The organism is Arthrobacter pascens (assembly GCF_030815585.1).
Classification (GTDB): Bacteria; Actinomycetota; Actinomycetes; order Actinomycetales; family Micrococcaceae; genus Arthrobacter; species Arthrobacter pascens_A.
Window position 1 is genome coordinate 2,630,399 of record NZ_JAUSWY010000001.1, and the last position, 18,432, is coordinate 2,648,830.

The following is an 18,432-nucleotide window of genomic DNA, read 5'->3' on the forward strand; positions in this document are numbered from 1 at the left end:
TTTACGTCTTACATACTGGTGAACGGCGTTGTCCGGGACCATAAGTCCTGGTCGGTTGATCGTGACCTTGTGGGCGATCTTCCCGAGCAGGTAGCGGCGGTGTCCGGGATCAAGCAGGCAACCGGCAGTGTCGTGTGGAATGAAGCCCCGGACGTGTCGACTACGGCCGTGAATCCGTGGAATGAGTCGTCTGGCTGGTTGCCGAAGACTGGTGACCGGGTGGAGATTTGGGCTGGCGACGGCGTCACGTACTGGCAGCAGTTCACGGGCGCGGTTGACGAAACTTCGGGTGACGTGTTCGGTCTGCCGCAGTCGTCCATCATTGATGACTATGACAAGTTGAATGCCCGCTTCTCTCATGAGCCGTTGATGCGGATCATGCCGCCAAGGGTTAGGGCAGCAGCGGACTACCGGGCTGTGGGACTCAAGCACCTGTACTACGCTGACGCTGCGTTGCGGGCGGCTGGCTTCTATGCCACGCCGCCCGCGGAGAACCGGACCATCGTGTCCGTCCCGGCGCAGTCGTCGATGTGGCCCGAGGTTGGGGTTATGACGGCTGGCGTCCTTGGCGGCCCGGACGCCGGGGCCACGCCGTGGTGCTCCACCTACAACGGCCCTTCTGGCGTCTCGATGGCGGATGTGCTGAACACATATTCCCCGCATCTCGCGTACCCCATGACGGAGCCTGTCCGGTTCTCTATGACGGTGGGCGCGGACCATAGCGGCAATACCACAATGAAGGCGTACTACGGTGCGACGGATTATGTGGAGTTGGCCGTCGCTGGTTCGCGGACGGCCATCGCCAGGCTGAATGGCGTGCAGATTTGTTCCCTCGTGATGGGCGCTGCTACTCGGGTGTCCTTGCTGGTGAAGGCTGGCGTGTGGACGCTGCGGACCAATACGGCAGCTACGGCTACAGGCTCGGTTGCGGATCCCACGGCGGCGGTGATGGAGCGTATCACGATCAGCGCGGACGTGGACTCACGGGCCGCCGGCTTCCATGCCGTGCATACATCCACATCCACGGAAAACCTCTACACCAACTACACCCCGACCGCCCGCTACCGGATGGAGAACCTTTCTCACCTTGGGTTGATGGATGCCGGGCCGACAATCGAGCCGACGACCTGCCGCGACGTTTTGGAGCAGATCAGCAAGGCCACGCTGACGGGCATGTGGATTGATGAGGCTGGCGTGTTTCAGTGGGCTCCCTCGGTGGGGCTCAAGGCGCAGGCCAGCGTGCAAACCCTGACGGATGTGGACGATCTCCGTTCCCTGTCGTGGTCATCATCCCTGCTGGGTGTGCGGTCCAAGGTGGAGGGCTCCTATGACCTCCCCACAATCAGCTGTTCGCGCTGGGACAACATACTTGGCTATCAGGGGAACACGGAGACGCTGGAATCCGGGCAGGTCAAGTCTGAGTTCATCAGCCCACCATCCGGCACGGACTGGGTAGGCCTGTCGCAGGACTATCTAATCCTGGGCGAGCCGGGCGCGTCGGCCCCGTCGAACAGCGGCCACGGTTCAGTGACGGGCGCGGTACTGGCTGGCGAAACCACCGAAGAGGCAGGCTCCTCCTACCTGACCTCGACCTTTGAGCAGATCAACGTCAACACCTACAAGCTGGTGCACACTGCCGGGGCGCTCCCTACTGGGAAGAAGCTGGAACTCCGCTACCCGTCCACGTCCACCACGATCTGGCCGCGCTGGTTCAAGGAAGCATTCCCGCTTCTCCGCTGGTTCGGGAAAACGGATTGGGCTAAGCAGACGCTCGACGCGGCCATTGCCGGGCCAGCTTATGCGCCCGTCCTCGCGCATGATTGCGGGCCGTGGGTGTCTAAGGAAGCGGACACAATCTTTGTGCAACGGATTATTGACTCCCTTGCCGCCGAAGTGAACGAACCCGCCCCGGTAATTACCGGGATGCGGGTGGGATATGACCCGCGCCGGCAACTGGGCGATGTCATCACGATCAGCTCCCCGGAGCTCCTCGGCATCACCTTGACCGCGTTGATCGTGTCCGTGAAGAACGGCGCGGACGGACCCTATATGCAGTCCTTGGGGGTCCGCATCATCACCGCTGCCACGACGTTCACCACCTACGGCGAGTTCGAGGCGGCCCACGCGGACACCCTCACCTATGAGCAGTGGCGGCTCCTGTTCCCGGACACGGCCACTTATTCGACGTTCAATTCTGACCCGCTGGAAGGGGCCACACCATGACGACCTTTACCACCCCGCACAGCCTGCCGATCCTGGAGACGACGGACAAGATCGCGGCGACTGACGACGGTCTGCGGCAGGATCTCAACGCCATTTCCACGGCGGCGAACAGTGCCATTACTGCGGAGGGTGTCAGGGCTGAGGGCGCGGCCAAGGACCACGCCGACGCCGCTGCGGAGGCCGCCGAGGCTGCTGCCAAATGGTACCGGGGAGTCCTCGATGGTGACGTGCATCTGAACGACCTAACCACCCCTGGTCTTTATGAGTTCCTGAACTCGACGGTGGCAGCAGCAATAGGCTCACCTATCAGCCCATACGGCGCCGTAGAAGTTCTAGATGTGGGCAACTCCACGATCCAGCGCGTCTCGGGTACGGACGTTGAGCCCCGCGTGTTCTCACGCGGCACGGAATCCGGCGGCGCGTCATGGGGCGAGTTCCGGCGCACCGACCACGACACGAAGACGGTTCTCTACCAGGTTTCCTTGCCCGGTAATAGCGGACTCAAGGAGGTTGCACCGGCCCGCCATGTCCGGGCTCCGTTCAAGATCGCGGCAGGCGCTGACGGCTTCCGCCTGTACTTCCGCAACTACAACGACCAGACATCGACGAACTACGCGGGCGACATTACGTTCGTCGGCGTCTACTTTGGCAAGCGGGCGAAGGACGCCGCAGGTGTCTATACCAACGACTTCGCGGAGACCCCCACCGACCTCGGGCTTCCGGCCCGCACGACACTGACGGACGGCTCCTACCGCTGGGCAATCGGCACGAAGAATATCCAGATTGAGGCGCATACCGAGTACCTGATCTCTTACGGGTACACCACCCCGGAGGGCCAGGAAACGCATGTGGGCAACGGCGGCGCCTATATCGGCGTTGTCCCCGGTGCGGCTTCCTACACGGACGCCTCGCCCATGACGTGGTCTGCGACGATGCCGCTGGATGTCTACCTGACTCTGCTGACCCCGGAGGACACCCCTGTCTACGGCTACCTCGGATCTTCAACTGCGGCGGGTGTAGGCACCACTCACCCGGTGTGGGATGCGTTCGGCTGGCGTCACGCCTACGCCGAAGGTGCCATCCCCGTCCTGCTGGCGCACTCCGGGTCGGCCATGACTTCATGGGATGACTCGTCGGATTGGAAGTGGGGCAAGGCTCGTGTCTACGGCAGGATGGACCGGCTTTACTTCAACGTCGGCTCCAACGATGTCTACAGCACGGCGACCCTTGCGGATCTCCAGACCCGCAACACGGACGTGGCGAAGGTCATCCGCTCACAGGTAGCGGACCAGATTTTCTATGTCAACATCGCACCGCGTGCCGCGGAGGCGGCGGACATCAAGACGAAGCGCCTGGCATATAACACATGGCTCGACACGCTGCCTAACGGAGCACTTGCCACCTATGATGTCGCGTCGGTTGTGACGGGCGCTAACGGCTCGTTGGACGCGCTCTACGACTCCGGCGACGGTGTCCACCTGAACAGCCTTGGACAGGCCAAAACCGCTGAGGTACTCATCCGGGGCAGTAGCCGTGCGGCGTGGGCTGCGGCGGACAGCGCTGCACTTGCCGAAGCCAAAGCCTACGCCGACGCGACGTTCATCCCTGCATGGAAGGCGACCACCGCCTACACCCTGGGGCAGCGGGTCATAGCCCCTAACGGTGACATCGTTTCCGCGAAGGTGGCGTTCACGTCCGGGGCTTCCTACTCTGCGGCAAACTGGGACGCCTCAACGCAGGACGGGCGGATCGTCGTGTTGGAAACGGCGAAAGTCACCATCGACACAACAGTTGGGACGCGGGCCACCGCTGCCGGCGTTCTGATCTTTGGGGATACGGGCTGGCGGGACGTGAAGGCGTCCCTTCCTGCCGGGGTCACCGCCACCAACATCTGGATCCGGCGCCTCGGCAGCCAGGTCATGGTGAACGTGCAAGGACTCAGCACCACCACAGGCGGAATCGTCACGATCTACTCCGCCCCGGTAGGGTTCCGGCCCGACGCGCCGAGCATCCGCGCCGGGGTCCTTTCCACGCTGGACACCAACGCAACCCGTGTCGTGTCCCCGTTTGCTGGCTCCATACGAGTCCTCTCAATGCCCATCAACACCGCCTTCGAAGGCTCCGTCACATTCCATACCAGCGAAGCCTGGCCCACCACCCTGCCTGGCACCGCAGCGTAACGCACTCTAGGAGGCACCATGCCCATCGAAGATTATGTCGAGCAGAAAGCGAACACCTCCGAGCAGAATGTGTTGGAGGACGTTTACACCTACCTCACGGGCTGCGTCACGGACGAGCGCGGGGAACGCCTTCGCAACGGGTTGCGCCGATCACTGCAACTCCGGAAACCCCTCAATGGAACCCAGTACCCGAACGGGGACTGGGCTGGTCAGTACCAGTCCGCCGATGGTGAGCCGATCAACTCCACCGCAGCAGGCAAGGCACTCAAATTCCTCGCACTGTACGCAACCACCATGCCGTCACGTCCCCGGCACGCGATGGAGGGCGTGCGCGTGTTCGCGGACAACCTATTGGCGCTTCAGTGGGATGACCCGAACAAGCTCATCAGCGGCGGGTTCCGGCTCGCCCCCACGGACTCTCGCGCCTCCCCGTTTGGGACCGCGACGGCGGCCCGCGGAATGCTAGCGGCCTACAAGGCCACCAAGGATTCAAAGTACCTGACATCCGCCGTGGCTGCGGGGGACTTCCTCCTGCGCCTCGCGGACCCTAACGCGCACTGGTTCCCCAAGTACGGCGTCAACCCGATCACCCGCACAGTCGGCGGCACCACCTGGTACGGGTTCTGCGACCGGGTAGACGGGACAGACATCATCACTACGACATCAACCACTTGGAACCTGATCGCCGCCCAATATCTCCATGAGCTCTACGAAGAGACGGGCGTCACCGCTTACGAGACAGTGGCAACCCAGGCCCGCGACTTCATGGCCTACGGCGTCCTTCAGGGGTACGACTACTTTGCGGTCGAATCCACGCCGAGCACTAGGGTATCGACCGTTTGGCCTTTCGGGACGAGCCATGAGTACGCCGACCACGCATTCCACAGATCCGGGGATATGGTCGGGACCGGAACCGTGGACACGGACCGGGTTGAGTATGGCATTGACGCGCTATGGCATCTTGGCTACGACATCGAAGCACTGAAGGCCGCTTATGTCCTCTATAAGGGCTTGCCGCATGACACCCCGACGACCTCCTTTGGTGCTGCGTTCGACGCCGACCGGTGCTTCGCCGGGTACTTCCGCCTGACCGGTACCACACTCGGGGACACTGGGGACCGTCACTACGGCTCCTACTACGACGCTCAAGGGGCGGGAACTCTCCTGGCCTTCAAGCGAGTGTTCTTCCCCGCCGATTATGCGAAGGCCCGCGAGATCACGGACATTGTCAGCGACCGCGCCGCGCTGCTGGACGAAAACCTCAACACCATCTGGTCAACCGCGTCCGCGTATAACTACGCGACCCAGGGGACCATCCCCATCGCGGGCGCCGGTATCGGCATCCTCGAATCAATCCAAGCCGTGGAGGTCTAGATGCTGCCCGGATTTACTAACCACCTGATAAACCCGGACTTCTTCTTTACCGACTTTGGCACGGCGGCACGGTCCACAACGGGCTACGTCGTGCCGCGCTGGAAGCTGGAACTTGGCGGGGCTGCTGCGGCCACAGGTCAGCCCACCACACTCCCGGCTGACATCGGCCAGGACAAGTGGCTGAGGGGCAAGTCCGGGCTGACCCTGAACGTCACCACGCTGGGCGCCGGGAACAGTGCGAAGCTGACGCAGCGGATCGAAGGCGGCGACAGGTTCTCCCGGCAGCCAGCCCGCGTAACCGTCGTGCTGTACGGCCCCGATGGCGGCACCCTTCGCTATGGCATCGGAGCAACGTCCCGCATCGTGACGACACTGGGTTCCACAACCGCCGTGACCGCCACCTACGCGGAAACGGTAGACGACCCATCAACCGAGTACCTGGAAGTGACACTGGAACCGCTCACACTGGGCGCGTTCCAGATCGCATTCATTCAGGTGGACTGGCCCGACGACCTCGCGGCCCCGCCCTCACTGGAACTCCGGGGCCGCCAAGTCGAACGGCTACTCCTGAACAGGTACGTCCACACAGTCCGCGTCGGCACACCCGTTGTGCTGGGTTCGGCCACACAAAACATGGCGGTCACATTCCCGGCCACCATGCGAGCCGTTCCCGTCATTGCCACATCGGCAACGTCGGTGACGCTGAAGGAAATCAGCACCGGCAACAGCCTCACGGTCGCCGCACCCACATATGCGCTGTTCGACGCGAGCGTGACCGGCTGCCGGATCCGCATCAGCGGCGCACCCGCCGCGCAGCCACCCGCCACCAGCGCGGGGTACGTGACCACGGAAAGCTTGGTGGTCCTCAATGCCGACTACTAAAGGACGCGCACGCCATGTTTAGCCGTGTGAAGAAGTATCTGCGCCCCAAGTGGATGTGCAAGGTTAGGCGCAACGCCATGGACATGCTCCCGAAAGTGTACGGGCCCCGCGGAACCATCATGCTCGGCAAGGGCATCATCTGCCTGTGCTTCGGGTTCGCCTACATCGGCGTCTTGAAGACTGCGCCTAGTCCGGGGCTGGATCTCGTCATCCGGATCATGCCCCTGCCGCTCTGGGGTGTGCTGTGGTTCATTGCCGGGTTCATGCTGATAGCGGCGGCGTTTAGGGTGGACCATTCACGGGCGCTGGGGATGCTGACCGCCATGCTCTCCATCTGGGCGCTGTCCTACATTGACTACTTCGGCCGCGTCCCGGTCCTCCCGAACGGCAACGACAACACAGCTTTCCTGTTCGCCGCGATCTTGGCGGGCATGGCGTTGAGCGCGGCGGGGATCGCACGGATGCTCAACCATGGAAAGTCGCACCCGGAAATCATCGTGGCACCGGGGGAAGCGACATCTGATGACTGATTTTCTGCGGGACTGGATGCCCGCAATCGCACTGGTCCTCGGCTCTGCCGGTGGCATCCTCGCCGCCAAATGGAACCGCAAGTCACAGGCGGAAGCGAACAACCTGACAGGCTCCGGTCAGATCTTCACCCACCAAAGCACCCTCTTGCAGGACGTGCAGGAGGAACGGGACAGGGCCGTTCGGGAACGCGACACCGAGCGCGAGGCAAACAAGAGGGACATCGGCACCCTGCGCTCCGAGTTCGAAACGTTCAAGGCCAGTGTGGAAGAGACCTTCAGCGGTTACCGCGAATACATCTATGGACTCCGCGGACAGGTCCACGATCTCGGCGGCGTGCCGATCAAGTGGCCCGAGACGCTACAGAAGTGAGGCGACCATGAGCTACCTACTCAACTACAACCCCGGCACCCCGCAGTACACGTACCCGCGCAGGGGTGGCGCGAGACTGTCCGGGACGTGCATCATCCACACGGCTGAGTGCGCGATGGACCTGGATGGCGATGACCAGTCCGCCGAGACGTGCGCCCGCTTCATCGCCAACCGCGCCGACTACGGCTCCTACCATCGGCTCGTTGACTCGGATTCGATCATTGACATGGTCCCGTTCGAGTACGAGGCGTGGCAGGACTCCGAGACGAACAACTGGGCCGTGGGCATCAGTGCAGCAGTGCAGGCCGGTAAATGGCACAGCATCCCGAACGAACGCCGCGACCGGATCTACCGCAACATGGCCATAGCCGCAGCAGAGTTCGTCCGGCACATGGCAGGCAAGGGCATCACGGTCCCGCTAATCCGGATCAGCGGCGCGCAGGCAAGGGCCCGTGTGCCCGGCTTCTGCGCACACGGCGACTCCGGCATATCCCGGTCAGACCCCGGAACACAGTTCGACTGGGCCCTCTTCTTCCGCTACACGGCGCAGGCTCTCGGTGGCGGCGTCACGCCACAGGGAACTGTCACCGCGCCCGCCCACACCCCTGACGAGCAGTTCTTCATCGACCTCTCCATCCCCCTCCCGTAAGGAGCATCGCAATGCCGACTAACCAGGAAAAGCTTGACGGGATCCACTGGCACAACACTCCGGAGGGCCGCGAGTTCGCCACCCGCCACATGTTCAGTGAGATCACCTTCCCCAACGCATGGGGCGACAAGTTCCCACTGCTGACGATCATCAACGGCGTAGAGCGGCGCGTGGCTGAGCAGAACGCGCAGATCACGGCATTGACGGCGGCACTGTCCGCCTCCACTGCGAACCCGGCGATCACTCCCGAACTAATCACGGAAGCGATCAAGGAAGCTATCGGCAAGTTCCAGATCACCCTTACGGCGGGAGGCGACAAGTGAACCACATCATCACCAGCCCAGCCGCCCGCGCCTACATCTACGGCGTACTCGTCGCAGTTGGCGCTGTGGGCCTCGTGTACGGCCTCGTGAACGTCGAACAGCTCGGCGTATGGCTCGCACTCGGCGGCGCGCTCCTGGGCCTGTCCAACGGGCTTGCGCTGGCGAACACACCCACCAAGGGCAAGCACGAAGCGTAAGACGTAACACCCACGAAAGCGCCCCACCAGGGTGGGGCCTTTCGTTCGTTCGAGTGCCCAAGAGATCCCTCCGGCGCGTTGCCCCGCGGTCATCACAGCCAGGGTTTGGGTAGTCTGGAACCGAGCCGAAGATAACCGTGAAAGCCGGTCATGACGCGCCGCCTGAAATGCGTCGAGTAGTTCCACCTTCGGTCGAGTGCCTGAGCTGTCAAAACCGCGGAGGCGGTACAGATTGGTACCAACGCCAACGTGCGGGTCACATGAAACTACCTATCCATGTTTGGGCCGGTAGTTGATTCCGGCACGTCCTCGGCTGCAGAAGCTTCCGCGTCGGCTTTCATGTGCTCCTTGCAGTCCTCGCAGAAAGCCGTATCCGCAATCTCCCCGCAACACTGGCAGCGGTGCTCTTGATAGGCCATACAACTGTCTTAACCGCTCAAACTGTGCTTGACCTCTGCGCCAGCTCTACAAAACCGGAACGTCACTCGACTCAGATGGTCAACTCACTTGCTACTACCAACAACCTCGTAAAGGGGACTCGGATCCCACCACGTGAGGACGATTGTGATCACTGCGACCAAAGCAAACAGGAGCAAGCCGACAGTCCAGGTCATGTACCCCGGAACCAGCGGGACATACATCCGATCCTTCGGGTGGATCATGCGCCTGCGCCGGATGAAGTTCTTTCCGTGTACGCGGTATCTGGTGGGGTCTTCTGTTTCTGGCAAGTCGTGCGGACTCTTTCTCGCGTCAGTGCTACCGTGCAGCTTCTGCGAAAGCCACCCCCGCGTCAATCAGCACGTCATCCTCATGTCGTTCGCAGTCGTCACAAAATAATGTCTCAGTCAGCTCCCCGCAGCACTGGCACCTGTGTTCCTCGTAAACCATGTCTAAGGTGTACCCCTGCTGGCTGAGAGCTACCCGCTGCGTTCCTGTACAAACACTGTAACCTCGACACACAAAGTCATGTTCAATCAGCCCGCTCGGTAGACCTTAGACATGGTGGGTTGACGTGTTGGAGGGGATGAGGCGTGCCGACGCCGTCGGTGGCTAACTTCCCCCATGTGCCCCTGACGTTCCCATTGAGGGCGGAGGCCTTTTCCGTACGTCTGGACTTAGACTTCCAGCATGGATGGTCTGCCGAAGGGCTTGTGGCCTCCGTTGTCTCTGGCGCTGGCAAGGGCGGTGGACCAGATCCCGGCGGCCGGAGCGTTACCTGGCGGCTGTCTCTACGAACCCAAGTGGGACGGCTTTCGTCTGGCCGTGTTTGTTGGGAAGGGCGAAGTGTCCTTGTGGTCGCGGCAGGGCAAGAACCTGTCTCGCTACTTCCCGGATCTGGTGGCTGCCGCGGTCGAGCAGATCCCTCCCGGGTTTGTAGTGGACGGCGAAGCTGTCATCTGGTCCAAGGATCGTTTGGACTTTGAGGCGCTGCAGCAGCGCATGACCACCTCGAAAGCGAAGCTCACTGCCCTCTCCAGGGACTGGCCAGCAGCATTCGCTGCTTTCGACCTGTTGGCATCAGCCGGACACGACACCCGCGGGGTGCCGCTTGTTGGTAGGCGCGAGCTGCTCGAGGCGCTGGCCGAGGGTTGGCGGACTCCGCTGTCACTCTCCCCTGCCACAATGGACCGCGATCTTGCCATGACCTGGTTTGATGAGATGCCGGCTGCAGGAATCGAGGGCCTCGTCATCAAGGGCGCGGTGCAGACGTATGAAGGTGGCCAGCGGCAATGGCTCAAGGTCAAGCACCGCGACGTTCTCGACGTCGTGTGCGGCGCGGTGATCGGCAGCCGGAGTCAGCCGACCGTTATCATCGCTGGACTCCCCGTTGGTGGGAAGCTGCGGATCGTTGGGCGGTCTTCTGTCCTGTCGGCGAAGGTTGGCCGTGAGTTGGCCCGCTACCTGATGCCGCCGGCTGGCGCTCATCCGTGGCCGGAGGAAATCAGCCAAGGGATGCTGGACAGATTCAGCAAGGAAAAGGGGCCTGTCGCACTGACCTTGGTTCAGCCTATGGTGGTGGAGGTCTCAGCGGACGTGGCATGGTCAGGCAATGCCTTCCGCAACTCACTTAGGTACATCAGGGCCCGTCCCGAACTGGAGCCTCACAAGGTCGAACTACCACCAAACCTTGCTAAGTCGGCCTAGGACTCTGGATCCTCATCGGGTATTTCGCCGGCCGCGATCTTCTCGGCCGTGCTGCGGTACGCCTGGCTGATGTAGTCCTCAAGATCCGTCGTCGCAATCCTCCACAGGCCCCTGCCGCCGACCTGTATCCCTCGGAGCTCGCCTGTCTTCAGTAGGCTGCGGACGAGGGGAAGCCCGACGTTGAGTTCCTCGGCGACCTGCTCCACCGTCAGGAAGCGGCGTCGCACCTCGTCTGTCACGGGGCTACTTCTCGGTCCTGATGTGCTGCAGTTCCCAGCCTTCGGGAATCATGGCGTCGAGCTGGGCCCGGCCCTCGTTGAGGGAGCTTACTTCGACCTCGATGGTCTTTGTTTCTTTGGAGCGGATCATACCGATGAGTTTCACCGCTCCACCTTAGCGCCCGTCCACTTCGGTGGGCGGGCGCTTTTCGTCATGTTGGTGCTAGTCGGTGGTGAGGATGGCTTGGAGGTAGGTCTTTCCTTCCTTCTCGTACCTGCCGAGGGTGGTCCGGCCTATGACGTCGTCTTCACTGAGGATGATGCCGTCCTGTTCTGCGAGGTCCTGCACCCCGCCAAGTGCGAAGGACCTGGCGATGTCGATGTCGTCAAGGCCGGTGATGTTGATGATGGAGCGATAGTGTTTTGTCATGCGCTGAGGCTGTCAGATAACAGGCAGATTTTGGGTCATCTTCAGATGATCAACCATCGCCAACACGATTGTTACTACCATTGGTGGTGTGGAGGATCTGGAGTCTATGCGCCGTGGCGGCGCCATCCGTGGCGCCCTGGCACGCGCACCCGGCGGCCGTGTGACCATGCTCGACCCCCGGCCGCTGGTGAAGGTCCGTGTCGTCTACGGCCGCGCCGTCGCACGCACACCCACGTCCTCCACGAGTGGGTCCGCTGCGGCGAGTATCACTGCCGCTGGGACAAGTCCGAGCAGGTCCACAATGTGACCGAGGATGAGTGGGCCGGGGAGCAACTCGATTAGGACACGGGCAGTGCATCCACTAAATCGACATGCCCCGTTGGGCAGGTAGTCATTAGCGCTCGTCACCCGGCGACAGCCGACACCACGCTGACCGACCTGAACTGCACAAACTCGCCTGTTTTGTTCCCGAGAGTGTCGGCCAGACCGACGGTTTCAAGGGACCATTTACCGGCGGCCGCGCCCTGGGGCAGTGTTATGGAACCCTTCCAGACGCCACCTTGGATGGTGCCCGAGCCGAGTGTAAGTCGCTGGAGCCGGTACTGACCCGAAGGATAGTGAATCAGCCGCAGTAGGGGTGCATCCACGCCGGTGTCGTCGGTGATGCGGACGCTCACGTTAACGGTGGCAGCGGCTGCCGCCACGTTCAAAGTGGTGGGTGAGAGGTAGCTGCTGAGAATGGCCGGCCCCGTGCTGTCGGAGGCGGCGGAGATAACTCCGACAGTCCGAAACTGGACGAATTCCCCCGTCTTGTTGCCAAGGGTGTCTTCTAGGCCCACGGTCTCAAGTGCCCATTTTCCCGCTGCCGCCCCTTTCGGCAGGGTTATGGATCCCTTCCAGACGCCACTCTGAATCGTCCCCGAGCCAAGGACAAGCCGCTGCAGTTGGTATTGGCCTGACTGGTAGTGGATCAACCGAAGAAGCGGCGCCGCAACCCCCGTGTCATCTGTGATTCGCAGGCTCACGTTTACTGTTGCCGGACCGGCGCTGACGTCCAATGAGGTAGGTGAAAGATAACTGCTGAGGAGTACCGGGCCTACTCCGTCCGCTGCAGGCGACACTACGGCGACGGTCTCGATTTTTACAAACCCGCCCGTCTTGTTGCCAAGGGTGTCTGCTAGGCCCACGGTCTCAAGCGTCCAATCGCCGGCGGCCGCGCCGTGAGGGACAGATATAGTGCCCGCCCACACTCCCTGCTGGATCGTGCCCGTACTGAGCGCCAGTCGTTGGAGTTGGTATTGGCCTGAGGGGTAGTGAATCAGCCGGAGCAATGGCGCGTCAACGCCTGTTTCATCGGTTAGTTCCAGATTGATCGTGAAGACTCCGGCACCAGTAGAGACATCCGCGGTCGTCGGTGTAATTGCCGAGCTGACCACCACCGGGCCGGTCGTGTCCGTAGTAGCCTGAGCGGGCATGACGTGGCCGCCCACCAGAAACAGCAATAGCAGGAACATGGACGCTACAAAACGCAGCGGTCGGCTTACTTGTCTAGCGGCCATAGCTATCCCCCAAGAGTTTCCACTAAGCGGCAGGGCAAGTAAAAGCTGCTGACTTACAGTCGGACCGCTTGGATTCAAATCGAATCATACTCCCGAGCTGGAGTAGCCGATCTTAATCTTCGATCCCGTTGGTAGGGAGCCGAGAGCCCGACTCGAGACAATCTCGATCATGGCGCCCGTCACGCTCAGAGCGATAGCATCAGCCGCATGACGATACAGAAACTCGCCTACACATTCGAAGAAGCCGCGGAGCAGAGCGGCTACTCAGTCCGCACATTGAAGCAGGCCGTCTATGACGGAAACCTTCTCGCCCGTTACGCCAATACCAAGGGTGTTATCCGACACGCAGACCTTGATGAGTGGCTAAACGACCTTCCCGCAGAACCGCCCACCAGATAACCCGCAATTCACAGCGAGTCCTGAGAGGTTGACCGGAGCAGTCGGGCAATGTTCTCACGCTGCGTGCGTCGCCTTCGATCGGGAGCCGCCGTAGGTCCGATGATGGCCTGGTAATGATCTTCAGTGAAGCGGTAGAGCCGGCCGATCCGGCTGTGTGGCCATTTTCCGGATTTGCACATCTTGTAGACGGTTTCGACGTTCACATGGAGCTCGGCAGCAAGATCCGCGGCCGTAAGAAGAGGAGAGTCATCCATGGGCTGAGCTTACCGAGGATGCTGCTTCAAGCCGGCAGTCTACGGTCGACGGAATGACTATTCAGAAGCTGGCGTACACCATAGACGAGGCCGCAGAGGCATCCGGCTACAGCACGGACACGATCCGGCGGGCACTCCGCAATAGCGACATGACCGCCCGGTATGCAAACTCGAAGCCGGTAATCCTGGTCACCGAATTGCAGGAATGGCTTGAATCCCTCCCCACCGAGGCCCCCAAGCGCTGACACCGCTCCAGCCGACGGACTTCGGGAAGCGCGGCCAGGGACTTTTGGTTCGGCCGTTACTACTTCAGATACAGCTGCCACGCCTCTAGCTCGGACTTCAGGTCAGTCATCGCCATATCCAACATCACGCGTCTTATTCTGGCAGGCGTACTCGGTCGGGCAGTTGGCAGCACGCCATTCCTTCGCAGCGCTCACTGCCTCGTCCGAAGCGGTCACCGTTGTTCCGAGAATCTTTGTCAGGTCATCTGGGGGCGTGCCGAGATAGCTTGGCGACTTGGGCTGCTGCGCGCCCTTCAGGCTTATGCCTACGATGTTGGCCACAGATTCTGCCCTCATGGCGATGGTGAAGCACAATGGATCACCTTGAGCGACCGAGCCGCTCGAGCAGGTGTTCTTTTTCCAGTCACTGACGTACTCATCAACGCCCGTCTGGACTTTGAGCGCAACTTTTGCGTAGTCAGCCTTGCTGGCTGCTGGCGTACTGGGGGTCTGGCTAGTAGTCGCCGCCGGAGATGGCGCCGGGGATGAGGCCGAGACTGGCTGCGTTCCCGCACTGCTGCACCCGGTCAGCAGGATAGCTGCAAGCGCGACCGCGCCAATGGCATTTTGCATGATTCCCCCAAGTTGTCGTACCCAGACAGTACTGTCTGGGTCGTGGTGAAGATAGATGCAGAAGCGGTAGGCAAGATGCTGGATGACATCCTGGCGCCGATAGCAAATTCCCCGTACGAGATGGAACTTCTAGCAGGGGGTGCGCACTGAAGGCGTGCCCTATCGTCATTCACTGAGCTTCCGGAGCATCCTTGCGATGTTGTCCCTCCGTTCCTTGGTCCAGGGTGCGGGAGGCTCTGGAGTTGCGATTATGGCTTGGTAGTGCTCTTCCGTGAAGCGGTAAAGTCGCCCGATCCTGGCGTGCGGCCACCGATGGGTCCGGCACATACGGTAGACCATCTCGGTGGAGACATTGAGCCTCGCGGCAAGATCTGCAGTTGTCAGCATTGGTGCATCGTCCATCCGTCGAGCATACGTACCAGTGCTCACACTCCTTGGCCTAGTATCGGGCGGAATGAATGTGGATCCGACGCCCATCGAAAAGTCCAAGCTCGCTTACAGCCTTGAAGAGGCGGCGGGAGCAACCGGCTACAGCACGAGCACGCTTCGCATCGCCATACGGCGGCACGACCTTATCGCCCGTTACGCAAACACCAAGCCGGTCATCCTCGCCGAGGAACTTCTTAACTGGCTGCGGTCACTCCCCACCGAACCAAGAGGCGGACTCCAGCCTCTTAGCGACTTCCCAGACGATAACCCCCGGCCGTTCCCCGGGCCACCCCGGGAACTCGCAGCCACTCCGCAGGTCAAAGCATTGTTCCGGACCCCGGAAGAAGTCGCACCCGAGGTGGGCGTCAGCAAGTCCACGCTCCGTGGCTACTGCCGCGCCTCCGGTATCTACTCGCGAGTGGGAAAGCGCATCATGCTTCACGAGGATGATGTCAGGCGCCTAGTGGAGTGGATTCGCGAATACCGGGACAAAGGCGACGAGTGGGTGGCCGAACCCGAGGCGGACCCCTTCGCGTAAATTCAGCATGGTGTGCTGCCCGACTGAGGCGGCAACAGCCTGCCAGAAAACTTCCGAGTCGTTCATCCCACGAAGCCTAGCGGGCCCCCACAGTCATTGGTTACCGGGGCGTAAGGCACAATGGCGCAATGACTGAACAAATATGGGCCATCGGCGGAGTGGTAGCAGGCATCCTGGCCACCGGAGGTATGAACGTAGTTTCTGAACGTGTGAAGCTCAAACTCGGGGACAGGGCGGCGGCCCGTTCCGAGAACAGGAAGCGCTGCCAAGAACTCCTAGCAAGCATCGAAAGCGAGCTTGCCGGCGCGCTAGCATACGAGGAGCAACATGGAGTCATGCCCATTGATAATGGGTACAATCCCTCTGATGCGGCCGCCAGGGCTCACCTGACGGAAGTCGAGTTGCACTGCCCGGAAGAAATTCGGAAGACAGCCTTGGACTTGATCAACAAACTTGAGGGGCACATCTGGAGCGATGTCAGCCGAGAAGACTACGTGCAGCCCGCGGGCGATTCATCACGGCCTTCCGTGGTATTTGACGATGCAGTCAGCCGCCCCGCATTGTGGATAAGCTGTGGGCAATCTGTGGATAACTCGGGTTGATGTGTGTATAGCGGTATGCAAGAATTGAATCACCGAGACCCGTCGTCCGAATAGTCTCCGTATGGTGTGCGTGCTTCTACCCGAAGATAGGACGACGGGTCGCCTTTTTATTTAAAGTGCCAGAGCGTTCCATTCGGCTGATAAGTCCGTGGTCGGAGCAACTGCAGGTGACCCGGGTCGGCAGGCTTATGTGTCCTCACACCTCTGTTGATGGCCCCGGCCACCATGTCGGCTAGCTGAATCCCGACGTTCTGTCTCGAGTCCGCCCATGCCACCTTCGTGAGAGTACCTGGCCGGCCGCGGTTTGCCATGTCCATCAAATAGGCGTGGTCGTCGATGCCGAATGCTTTCGTGTCCTGTCCGTCGATGATGACTTTCGCATCGTGGATAGTGCCGAACCCCTTAGACAGCAGCTGTCGTATGGCGTAGCTCTTGAGAGCACTTGGACTTCCCCGCAGCTTGCCGCTGTAGATCCGGGCCTTATCGATGCTGATCGCCCGTATGTGGTATCTGATGTCAGCCGTGCAATCGAAGAAGCAGTCCTTAGCTCGATCCTTGGTCTTCGCGTATTTGAACTCCGTACGGATGCCGTTGTGGGCCGCGCAGTTCTTCATGCTGGCGCTGAGTCGCTCGATCTCCAGGGGGTCGCGGAATACGCAGGCAGCCATAATCAGGTGGCTGCTTGATCCGGAATCGAACTTGAATCCGCCGTCGCCCGAATCATCTATGAAGATATGCACCCAACAAGTCTGCCTGACGTGGTGGACAATTTCCGATGTCGGGCGCGGGCTCACTAGCATCAGCAGGATGACAAAGAACCAATCGTTCCTGTCTTCCTCCGCTGCGGAGCCACCTCACCTAACGCTACAGTCCGCAGAAAGTCCGCAAGAGGTCCGCAAGAGGCCCATTTCGGGCCATAACAACCAACCATGAAAACCCCGAACTCTAGCGGATCCCAAGGCCGTCCAGCAACTGCCAATCAGCGTTGTTTAGTTCGAGCTCTACTACGGCGTCTAGCATCACCCCGGGCTGAACCTGCTTTAGTCCACAAAGGGTCCGCAGCGGCTGCCAGCAACGGCAGCCACTGCGGACCCTTTTGCGTCCGGCTCTGCTGTGACCAAAAGGTGGAGGCTGGCTCCAGACGTGCTGAGACCAGGAACCAGCCCCCTGACAAGTGCCCCCCGAGACGAAGACTGATCAAGCCTTGCCCCAACAAGGTTTGAAGAACACTGCCAATCCACATGATCGGTCAATGTGGAGCGCCAGGCAATGCCCTTTTGACAACGGATTCCTCGCAGTTATCCTGCAAAGCTCCGGTACATCGTCCGCTGCGGCCCGGAACTACCACCCAGGTATGGTCCGTGGTCCACAAACCCGGCGCTGCGGTAGGCGGAAAGTCCTGCCGAATTCCGCTCGTTGACTGAAAGGACGACGCCGGCCTCACCGCTTCCCTGCCTCGCCGTGAGTTTCGCAGCAGCTTCCACAGCGGCGGCGGCTGCGAGCGGACCCAGGCCCCGGCCCTGCTGCCGTCTGTCGATGAGGAAGCCCCTCAGCAGCCACGCCGAGTCGTCGTCGGGCCAGCCTGCCAGCCGCGCCGCACCTGCCTGCAGTGTCAGGACACCGACGGCATCCCCGTCCGCCTCGATGACATAGGGCCGGCGTGAATCCTCGGCCAGGCCCGCCAGCACCATGCGCAATGGGTCGCCCACAAAATCGTGTTGTCCCGGGGCGAGTTCAAGGCCCGCGACAGCTCCCAGGTGGATGGCGCGTGCATCATCATCAAGGTCCTGAAGGGAAATCAGCCAGACAGATTCAAGCACGCCGCTCAGGGCTGCGCGCTCTTGCTCTCGCCGGTAGCGGTGCTGTCGGCGGGCGGACCTGCAGGATCCATCCACATGACCTCCCAGAGGTGGCCGTCCGGGTCCTGGAAGCTGTGGTTGTACATAAAGCCGTAGTCCTGGACTTCCTGGGACGGTGTACCCCCGGCGGCCAGGGCCTTCCCGACTGTTTCGTCCACGGCTTCCCTGCTGTCAACCGAAAAGGCCATGATGGCCTCCGTGGAGCCGGCCGCATCTGCAACGTCCTTGGACGTGAAGGTTTTGAAGAAGCCCTCAACGAGGAGCATGACAAAGGCGTTCTCGTTGATGATCATGCAGGTGGCGTTCTCATCGGTGTAGTCGGGGTTGAAGGAGAAGCCGAGCGCGGTGAAAAAGTCGACGGACCTCTTGAGGTCTTTGACGGGAAGGTTCAGGTAGATTTGCGTAGCCATGGGC

At 61.3% G+C, this 18,432-nt stretch carries 25 protein-coding genes; 15 read left to right on the plus strand and 10 right to left on the minus strand.

The genetic code is table 11. The features are described 5' to 3' along the window. The first annotated feature begins 69 nt into the window (after window positions 1-69). The 10 genes from QFZ30_RS12175 to QFZ30_RS12220 all read left to right on the plus strand — a co-directional run bounded on the left by QFZ30_RS12175 (window position 70) and on the right by QFZ30_RS12220 (window position 10,873). A complete protein-coding gene (locus tag QFZ30_RS12175) occupies window positions 70-2,223 on the plus strand; it encodes a hypothetical protein (RefSeq protein ID WP_307076524.1) in 2,154 nt (717 codons plus the stop codon). After that, window positions 2,220-4,403 carry an SGNH/GDSL hydrolase family protein gene (locus tag QFZ30_RS12180; protein ID WP_307076526.1) on the plus strand — a complete coding sequence of 728 codons (2,184 nt, stop codon included), beginning with the start codon at window positions 2,220-2,222 and terminating at the stop codon, window positions 4,401-4,403. The genes QFZ30_RS12175 and QFZ30_RS12180 overlap by 4 nt, the downstream gene beginning before the upstream one ends. A gap of 18 nt (window positions 4,404-4,421) precedes the next feature. Beyond that, window positions 4,422-5,777, plus strand: a complete 1,356-nt coding sequence (locus QFZ30_RS12185; RefSeq protein WP_307076527.1) for a hypothetical protein — start codon at window positions 4,422-4,424, stop codon at window positions 5,775-5,777. Continuing rightward, window positions 5,778-6,659 carry a hypothetical protein gene (locus QFZ30_RS12190; RefSeq protein WP_307076529.1) on the plus strand — a complete coding sequence of 294 codons (882 nt, stop codon included), beginning with the start codon at window positions 5,778-5,780 and terminating at the stop codon, window positions 6,657-6,659. Between the two features lie 14 nt (window positions 6,660-6,673). Beyond that, the gene (locus QFZ30_RS12195) at window positions 6,674-7,189 is read left to right on the plus strand and encodes a hypothetical protein (RefSeq protein WP_307076531.1); all 516 of its coding nucleotides are present in this window, start codon (window positions 6,674-6,676) and stop codon (window positions 7,187-7,189) included. Beyond that, window positions 7,182-7,559 (plus strand): hypothetical protein, encoded by a 378-nt coding sequence (locus QFZ30_RS12200; protein ID WP_307076533.1) that lies wholly within the window; start codon window positions 7,182-7,184, stop codon window positions 7,557-7,559. The genes QFZ30_RS12195 and QFZ30_RS12200 overlap by 8 nt, the downstream gene beginning before the upstream one ends. A gap of 7 nt (window positions 7,560-7,566) precedes the next feature. Then, complete coding sequence (locus QFZ30_RS12205; protein WP_307076535.1) at window positions 7,567-8,208, plus strand: N-acetylmuramoyl-L-alanine amidase; 642 nt, start codon at window positions 7,567-7,569, stop codon at window positions 8,206-8,208. Window positions 8,209-8,219: 11 nt separating this feature from the next. Beyond that, entirely contained in the window at window positions 8,220-8,531 is a 312-nt protein-coding gene (locus QFZ30_RS12210; protein ID WP_307076537.1) for a hypothetical protein, read from the plus strand. After that, window positions 8,528-8,728, plus strand: a complete 201-nt coding sequence (locus QFZ30_RS12215; RefSeq protein WP_307076539.1) for a phage holin — start codon at window positions 8,528-8,530, stop codon at window positions 8,726-8,728. Before QFZ30_RS12210 ends, QFZ30_RS12215 begins: the two co-directional genes overlap by 4 nt. A 1,128-nt stretch (window positions 8,729-9,856) precedes the next feature. Next, on the plus strand, window positions 9,857-10,873 hold the full coding sequence (locus QFZ30_RS12220) for an ATP-dependent DNA ligase (RefSeq protein ID WP_307076541.1): 1,017 nt from the start codon (window positions 9,857-9,859) through the stop codon (window positions 10,871-10,873). On the opposite strand, the gene QFZ30_RS12225 is transcribed toward QFZ30_RS12220, so the two are convergent. The 3 genes from QFZ30_RS12225 to QFZ30_RS12235 all read right to left on the minus strand — a co-directional run bounded on the left by QFZ30_RS12225 (window position 10,870) and on the right by QFZ30_RS12235 (window position 11,521). After that, window positions 10,870-11,112 carry a helix-turn-helix domain-containing protein gene (locus tag QFZ30_RS12225; protein WP_307076543.1) on the minus strand — a complete coding sequence of 81 codons (243 nt, stop codon included), beginning with the start codon at window positions 11,110-11,112 and terminating at the stop codon, window positions 10,870-10,872. The genes QFZ30_RS12220 and QFZ30_RS12225 overlap by 4 nt on opposite strands. A 4-nt stretch (window positions 11,113-11,116) precedes the next feature. After that, complete coding sequence (locus QFZ30_RS12230; RefSeq protein WP_307076545.1) at window positions 11,117-11,242, minus strand: hypothetical protein; 126 nt, start codon at window positions 11,240-11,242, stop codon at window positions 11,117-11,119. Between the two features lie 72 nt (window positions 11,243-11,314). Next, window positions 11,315-11,521: a hypothetical protein gene (locus QFZ30_RS12235; RefSeq protein ID WP_307076547.1), complete on the minus strand. Its 207-nt coding sequence runs from the start codon at window positions 11,519-11,521 to the stop codon at window positions 11,315-11,317. An 88-nt stretch (window positions 11,522-11,609) separates the two neighbouring features. Between QFZ30_RS12235 and QFZ30_RS12240 the strand changes: the two genes are divergently transcribed. Beyond that, complete coding sequence (locus QFZ30_RS12240; RefSeq protein ID WP_307076549.1) at window positions 11,610-11,828, plus strand: hypothetical protein; 219 nt, start codon at window positions 11,610-11,612, stop codon at window positions 11,826-11,828. A 97-nt stretch (window positions 11,829-11,925) separates the two neighbouring features. Here QFZ30_RS12240 and QFZ30_RS12245 read toward each other — a convergent pair whose 3' ends face one another. Further along, window positions 11,926-13,035: a hypothetical protein gene (locus QFZ30_RS12245; protein WP_307076551.1), complete on the minus strand. Its 1,110-nt coding sequence runs from the start codon at window positions 13,033-13,035 to the stop codon at window positions 11,926-11,928. Between the two features lie 252 nt (window positions 13,036-13,287). Between QFZ30_RS12245 and QFZ30_RS12250 the strand changes: the two genes are divergently transcribed. Beyond that, entirely contained in the window at window positions 13,288-13,479 is a 192-nt protein-coding gene (locus tag QFZ30_RS12250; protein ID WP_307076553.1) for a hypothetical protein, read from the plus strand. Between the two features lie 8 nt (window positions 13,480-13,487). Here QFZ30_RS12250 and QFZ30_RS12255 read toward each other — a convergent pair whose 3' ends face one another. Then, the gene (locus tag QFZ30_RS12255; protein WP_307076555.1) at window positions 13,488-13,733 is read right to left on the minus strand and encodes a helix-turn-helix domain-containing protein; all 246 of its coding nucleotides are present in this window, start codon (window positions 13,731-13,733) and stop codon (window positions 13,488-13,490) included. A gap of 53 nt (window positions 13,734-13,786) precedes the next feature. Here QFZ30_RS12255 and QFZ30_RS12260 point away from each other — a divergent pair, with 53 nt between their 5' ends. After that, on the plus strand, window positions 13,787-13,978 hold the full coding sequence (locus tag QFZ30_RS12260; protein WP_307076557.1) for a hypothetical protein: 192 nt from the start codon (window positions 13,787-13,789) through the stop codon (window positions 13,976-13,978). Window positions 13,979-14,080: 102 nt separating this feature from the next. On the opposite strand, the gene QFZ30_RS12265 is transcribed toward QFZ30_RS12260, so the two are convergent. Both QFZ30_RS12265 and QFZ30_RS12270 read right to left on the minus strand, forming a co-directional pair. After that, window positions 14,081-14,590, minus strand: a complete 510-nt coding sequence (locus QFZ30_RS12265) for a hypothetical protein (protein WP_307076559.1) — start codon at window positions 14,588-14,590, stop codon at window positions 14,081-14,083. 165 nt (window positions 14,591-14,755) lie between these two features. Continuing rightward, window positions 14,756-14,992 (minus strand): helix-turn-helix domain-containing protein, encoded by a 237-nt coding sequence (locus QFZ30_RS12270; protein ID WP_307076562.1) that lies wholly within the window; start codon window positions 14,990-14,992, stop codon window positions 14,756-14,758. A gap of 52 nt (window positions 14,993-15,044) precedes the next feature. Here QFZ30_RS12270 and QFZ30_RS12275 point away from each other — a divergent pair, with 52 nt between their 5' ends. Next, window positions 15,045-15,557, plus strand: a complete 513-nt coding sequence (locus QFZ30_RS12275) for a helix-turn-helix domain-containing protein (RefSeq protein ID WP_307076564.1) — start codon at window positions 15,045-15,047, stop codon at window positions 15,555-15,557. Between the two features lie 128 nt (window positions 15,558-15,685). Beyond that, window positions 15,686-16,159 (plus strand): hypothetical protein, encoded by a 474-nt coding sequence (locus QFZ30_RS12280; protein ID WP_307076566.1) that lies wholly within the window; start codon window positions 15,686-15,688, stop codon window positions 16,157-16,159. A 107-nt stretch (window positions 16,160-16,266) separates the two neighbouring features. On the opposite strand, the gene QFZ30_RS12285 is transcribed toward QFZ30_RS12280, so the two are convergent. The 3 genes from QFZ30_RS12285 to QFZ30_RS12295 form a co-directional block, all read right to left on the minus strand. Then, window positions 16,267-16,899: a DUF3800 domain-containing protein gene (locus tag QFZ30_RS12285; protein WP_307076568.1), complete on the minus strand. Its 633-nt coding sequence runs from the start codon at window positions 16,897-16,899 to the stop codon at window positions 16,267-16,269. Window positions 16,900-17,457: 558 nt separating this feature from the next. Further along, the gene (locus QFZ30_RS12290; RefSeq protein WP_307076570.1) at window positions 17,458-17,979 is read right to left on the minus strand and encodes a GNAT family N-acetyltransferase; all 522 of its coding nucleotides are present in this window, start codon (window positions 17,977-17,979) and stop codon (window positions 17,458-17,460) included. Between the two features lie 5 nt (window positions 17,980-17,984). Beyond that, window positions 17,985-18,428 carry a VOC family protein gene (locus tag QFZ30_RS12295; protein WP_307076571.1) on the minus strand — a complete coding sequence of 148 codons (444 nt, stop codon included), beginning with the start codon at window positions 18,426-18,428 and terminating at the stop codon, window positions 17,985-17,987. Between the last annotated feature and the right edge of the window lie 4 nt (window positions 18,429-18,432).

Excerpts from the sequence above, each read along its gene's own strand:
- QFZ30_RS12200 (WP_307076533.1), top strand. The coding sequence starts at position 7,182 with ATGACTGATTTTCTGCGGGACTGGATGCCCGCAATCGCACTGGTCCTC.
- QFZ30_RS12190 (WP_307076529.1), top strand. The coding sequence starts at position 5,778 with ATGCTGCCCGGATTTACTAACCACCTGATAAACCCGGACTTCTTCTTT.
- QFZ30_RS12270 (WP_307076562.1), bottom strand. The coding sequence starts at position 14,992 with ATGGACGATGCACCAATGCTGACAACTGCAGATCTTGCCGCGAGGCTC.
- QFZ30_RS12210 (WP_307076537.1), top strand. The coding sequence starts at position 8,220 with ATGCCGACTAACCAGGAAAAGCTTGACGGGATCCACTGGCACAACACT.
- QFZ30_RS12295 (WP_307076571.1), bottom strand. The coding sequence starts at position 18,428 with ATGGCTACGCAAATCTACCTGAACCTTCCCGTCAAAGACCTCAAGAGG.
- QFZ30_RS12275 (WP_307076564.1), top strand. The coding sequence starts at position 15,045 with ATGAATGTGGATCCGACGCCCATCGAAAAGTCCAAGCTCGCTTACAGC.
- QFZ30_RS12220 (WP_307076541.1), top strand. The coding sequence starts at position 9,857 with ATGGATGGTCTGCCGAAGGGCTTGTGGCCTCCGTTGTCTCTGGCGCTG.
- QFZ30_RS12245 (WP_307076551.1), bottom strand. The coding sequence starts at position 13,035 with ATGTTCCTGCTATTGCTGTTTCTGGTGGGCGGCCACGTCATGCCCGCT.
- QFZ30_RS12185 (WP_307076527.1), top strand. The coding sequence starts at position 4,422 with ATGCCCATCGAAGATTATGTCGAGCAGAAAGCGAACACCTCCGAGCAG.
- QFZ30_RS12280 (WP_307076566.1), top strand. The coding sequence starts at position 15,686 with ATGACTGAACAAATATGGGCCATCGGCGGAGTGGTAGCAGGCATCCTG.
- QFZ30_RS12230 (WP_307076545.1), bottom strand. The coding sequence starts at position 11,242 with ATGATCCGCTCCAAAGAAACAAAGACCATCGAGGTCGAAGTAAGCTCC.
- QFZ30_RS12265 (WP_307076559.1), bottom strand. The coding sequence starts at position 14,590 with ATGCAAAATGCCATTGGCGCGGTCGCGCTTGCAGCTATCCTGCTGACC.
- QFZ30_RS12250 (WP_307076553.1), top strand. The coding sequence starts at position 13,288 with ATGACGATACAGAAACTCGCCTACACATTCGAAGAAGCCGCGGAGCAG.
- QFZ30_RS12180 (WP_307076526.1), top strand. The coding sequence starts at position 2,220 with ATGACGACCTTTACCACCCCGCACAGCCTGCCGATCCTGGAGACGACG.
- QFZ30_RS12235 (WP_307076547.1), bottom strand. The coding sequence starts at position 11,521 with ATGACAAAACACTATCGCTCCATCATCAACATCACCGGCCTTGACGAC.
- QFZ30_RS12255 (WP_307076555.1), bottom strand. The coding sequence starts at position 13,733 with ATGGATGACTCTCCTCTTCTTACGGCCGCGGATCTTGCTGCCGAGCTC.
- QFZ30_RS12260 (WP_307076557.1), top strand. The coding sequence starts at position 13,787 with ATGACTATTCAGAAGCTGGCGTACACCATAGACGAGGCCGCAGAGGCA.
- QFZ30_RS12195 (WP_307076531.1), top strand. The coding sequence starts at position 6,674 with ATGTTTAGCCGTGTGAAGAAGTATCTGCGCCCCAAGTGGATGTGCAAG.
- QFZ30_RS12205 (WP_307076535.1), top strand. The coding sequence starts at position 7,567 with ATGAGCTACCTACTCAACTACAACCCCGGCACCCCGCAGTACACGTAC.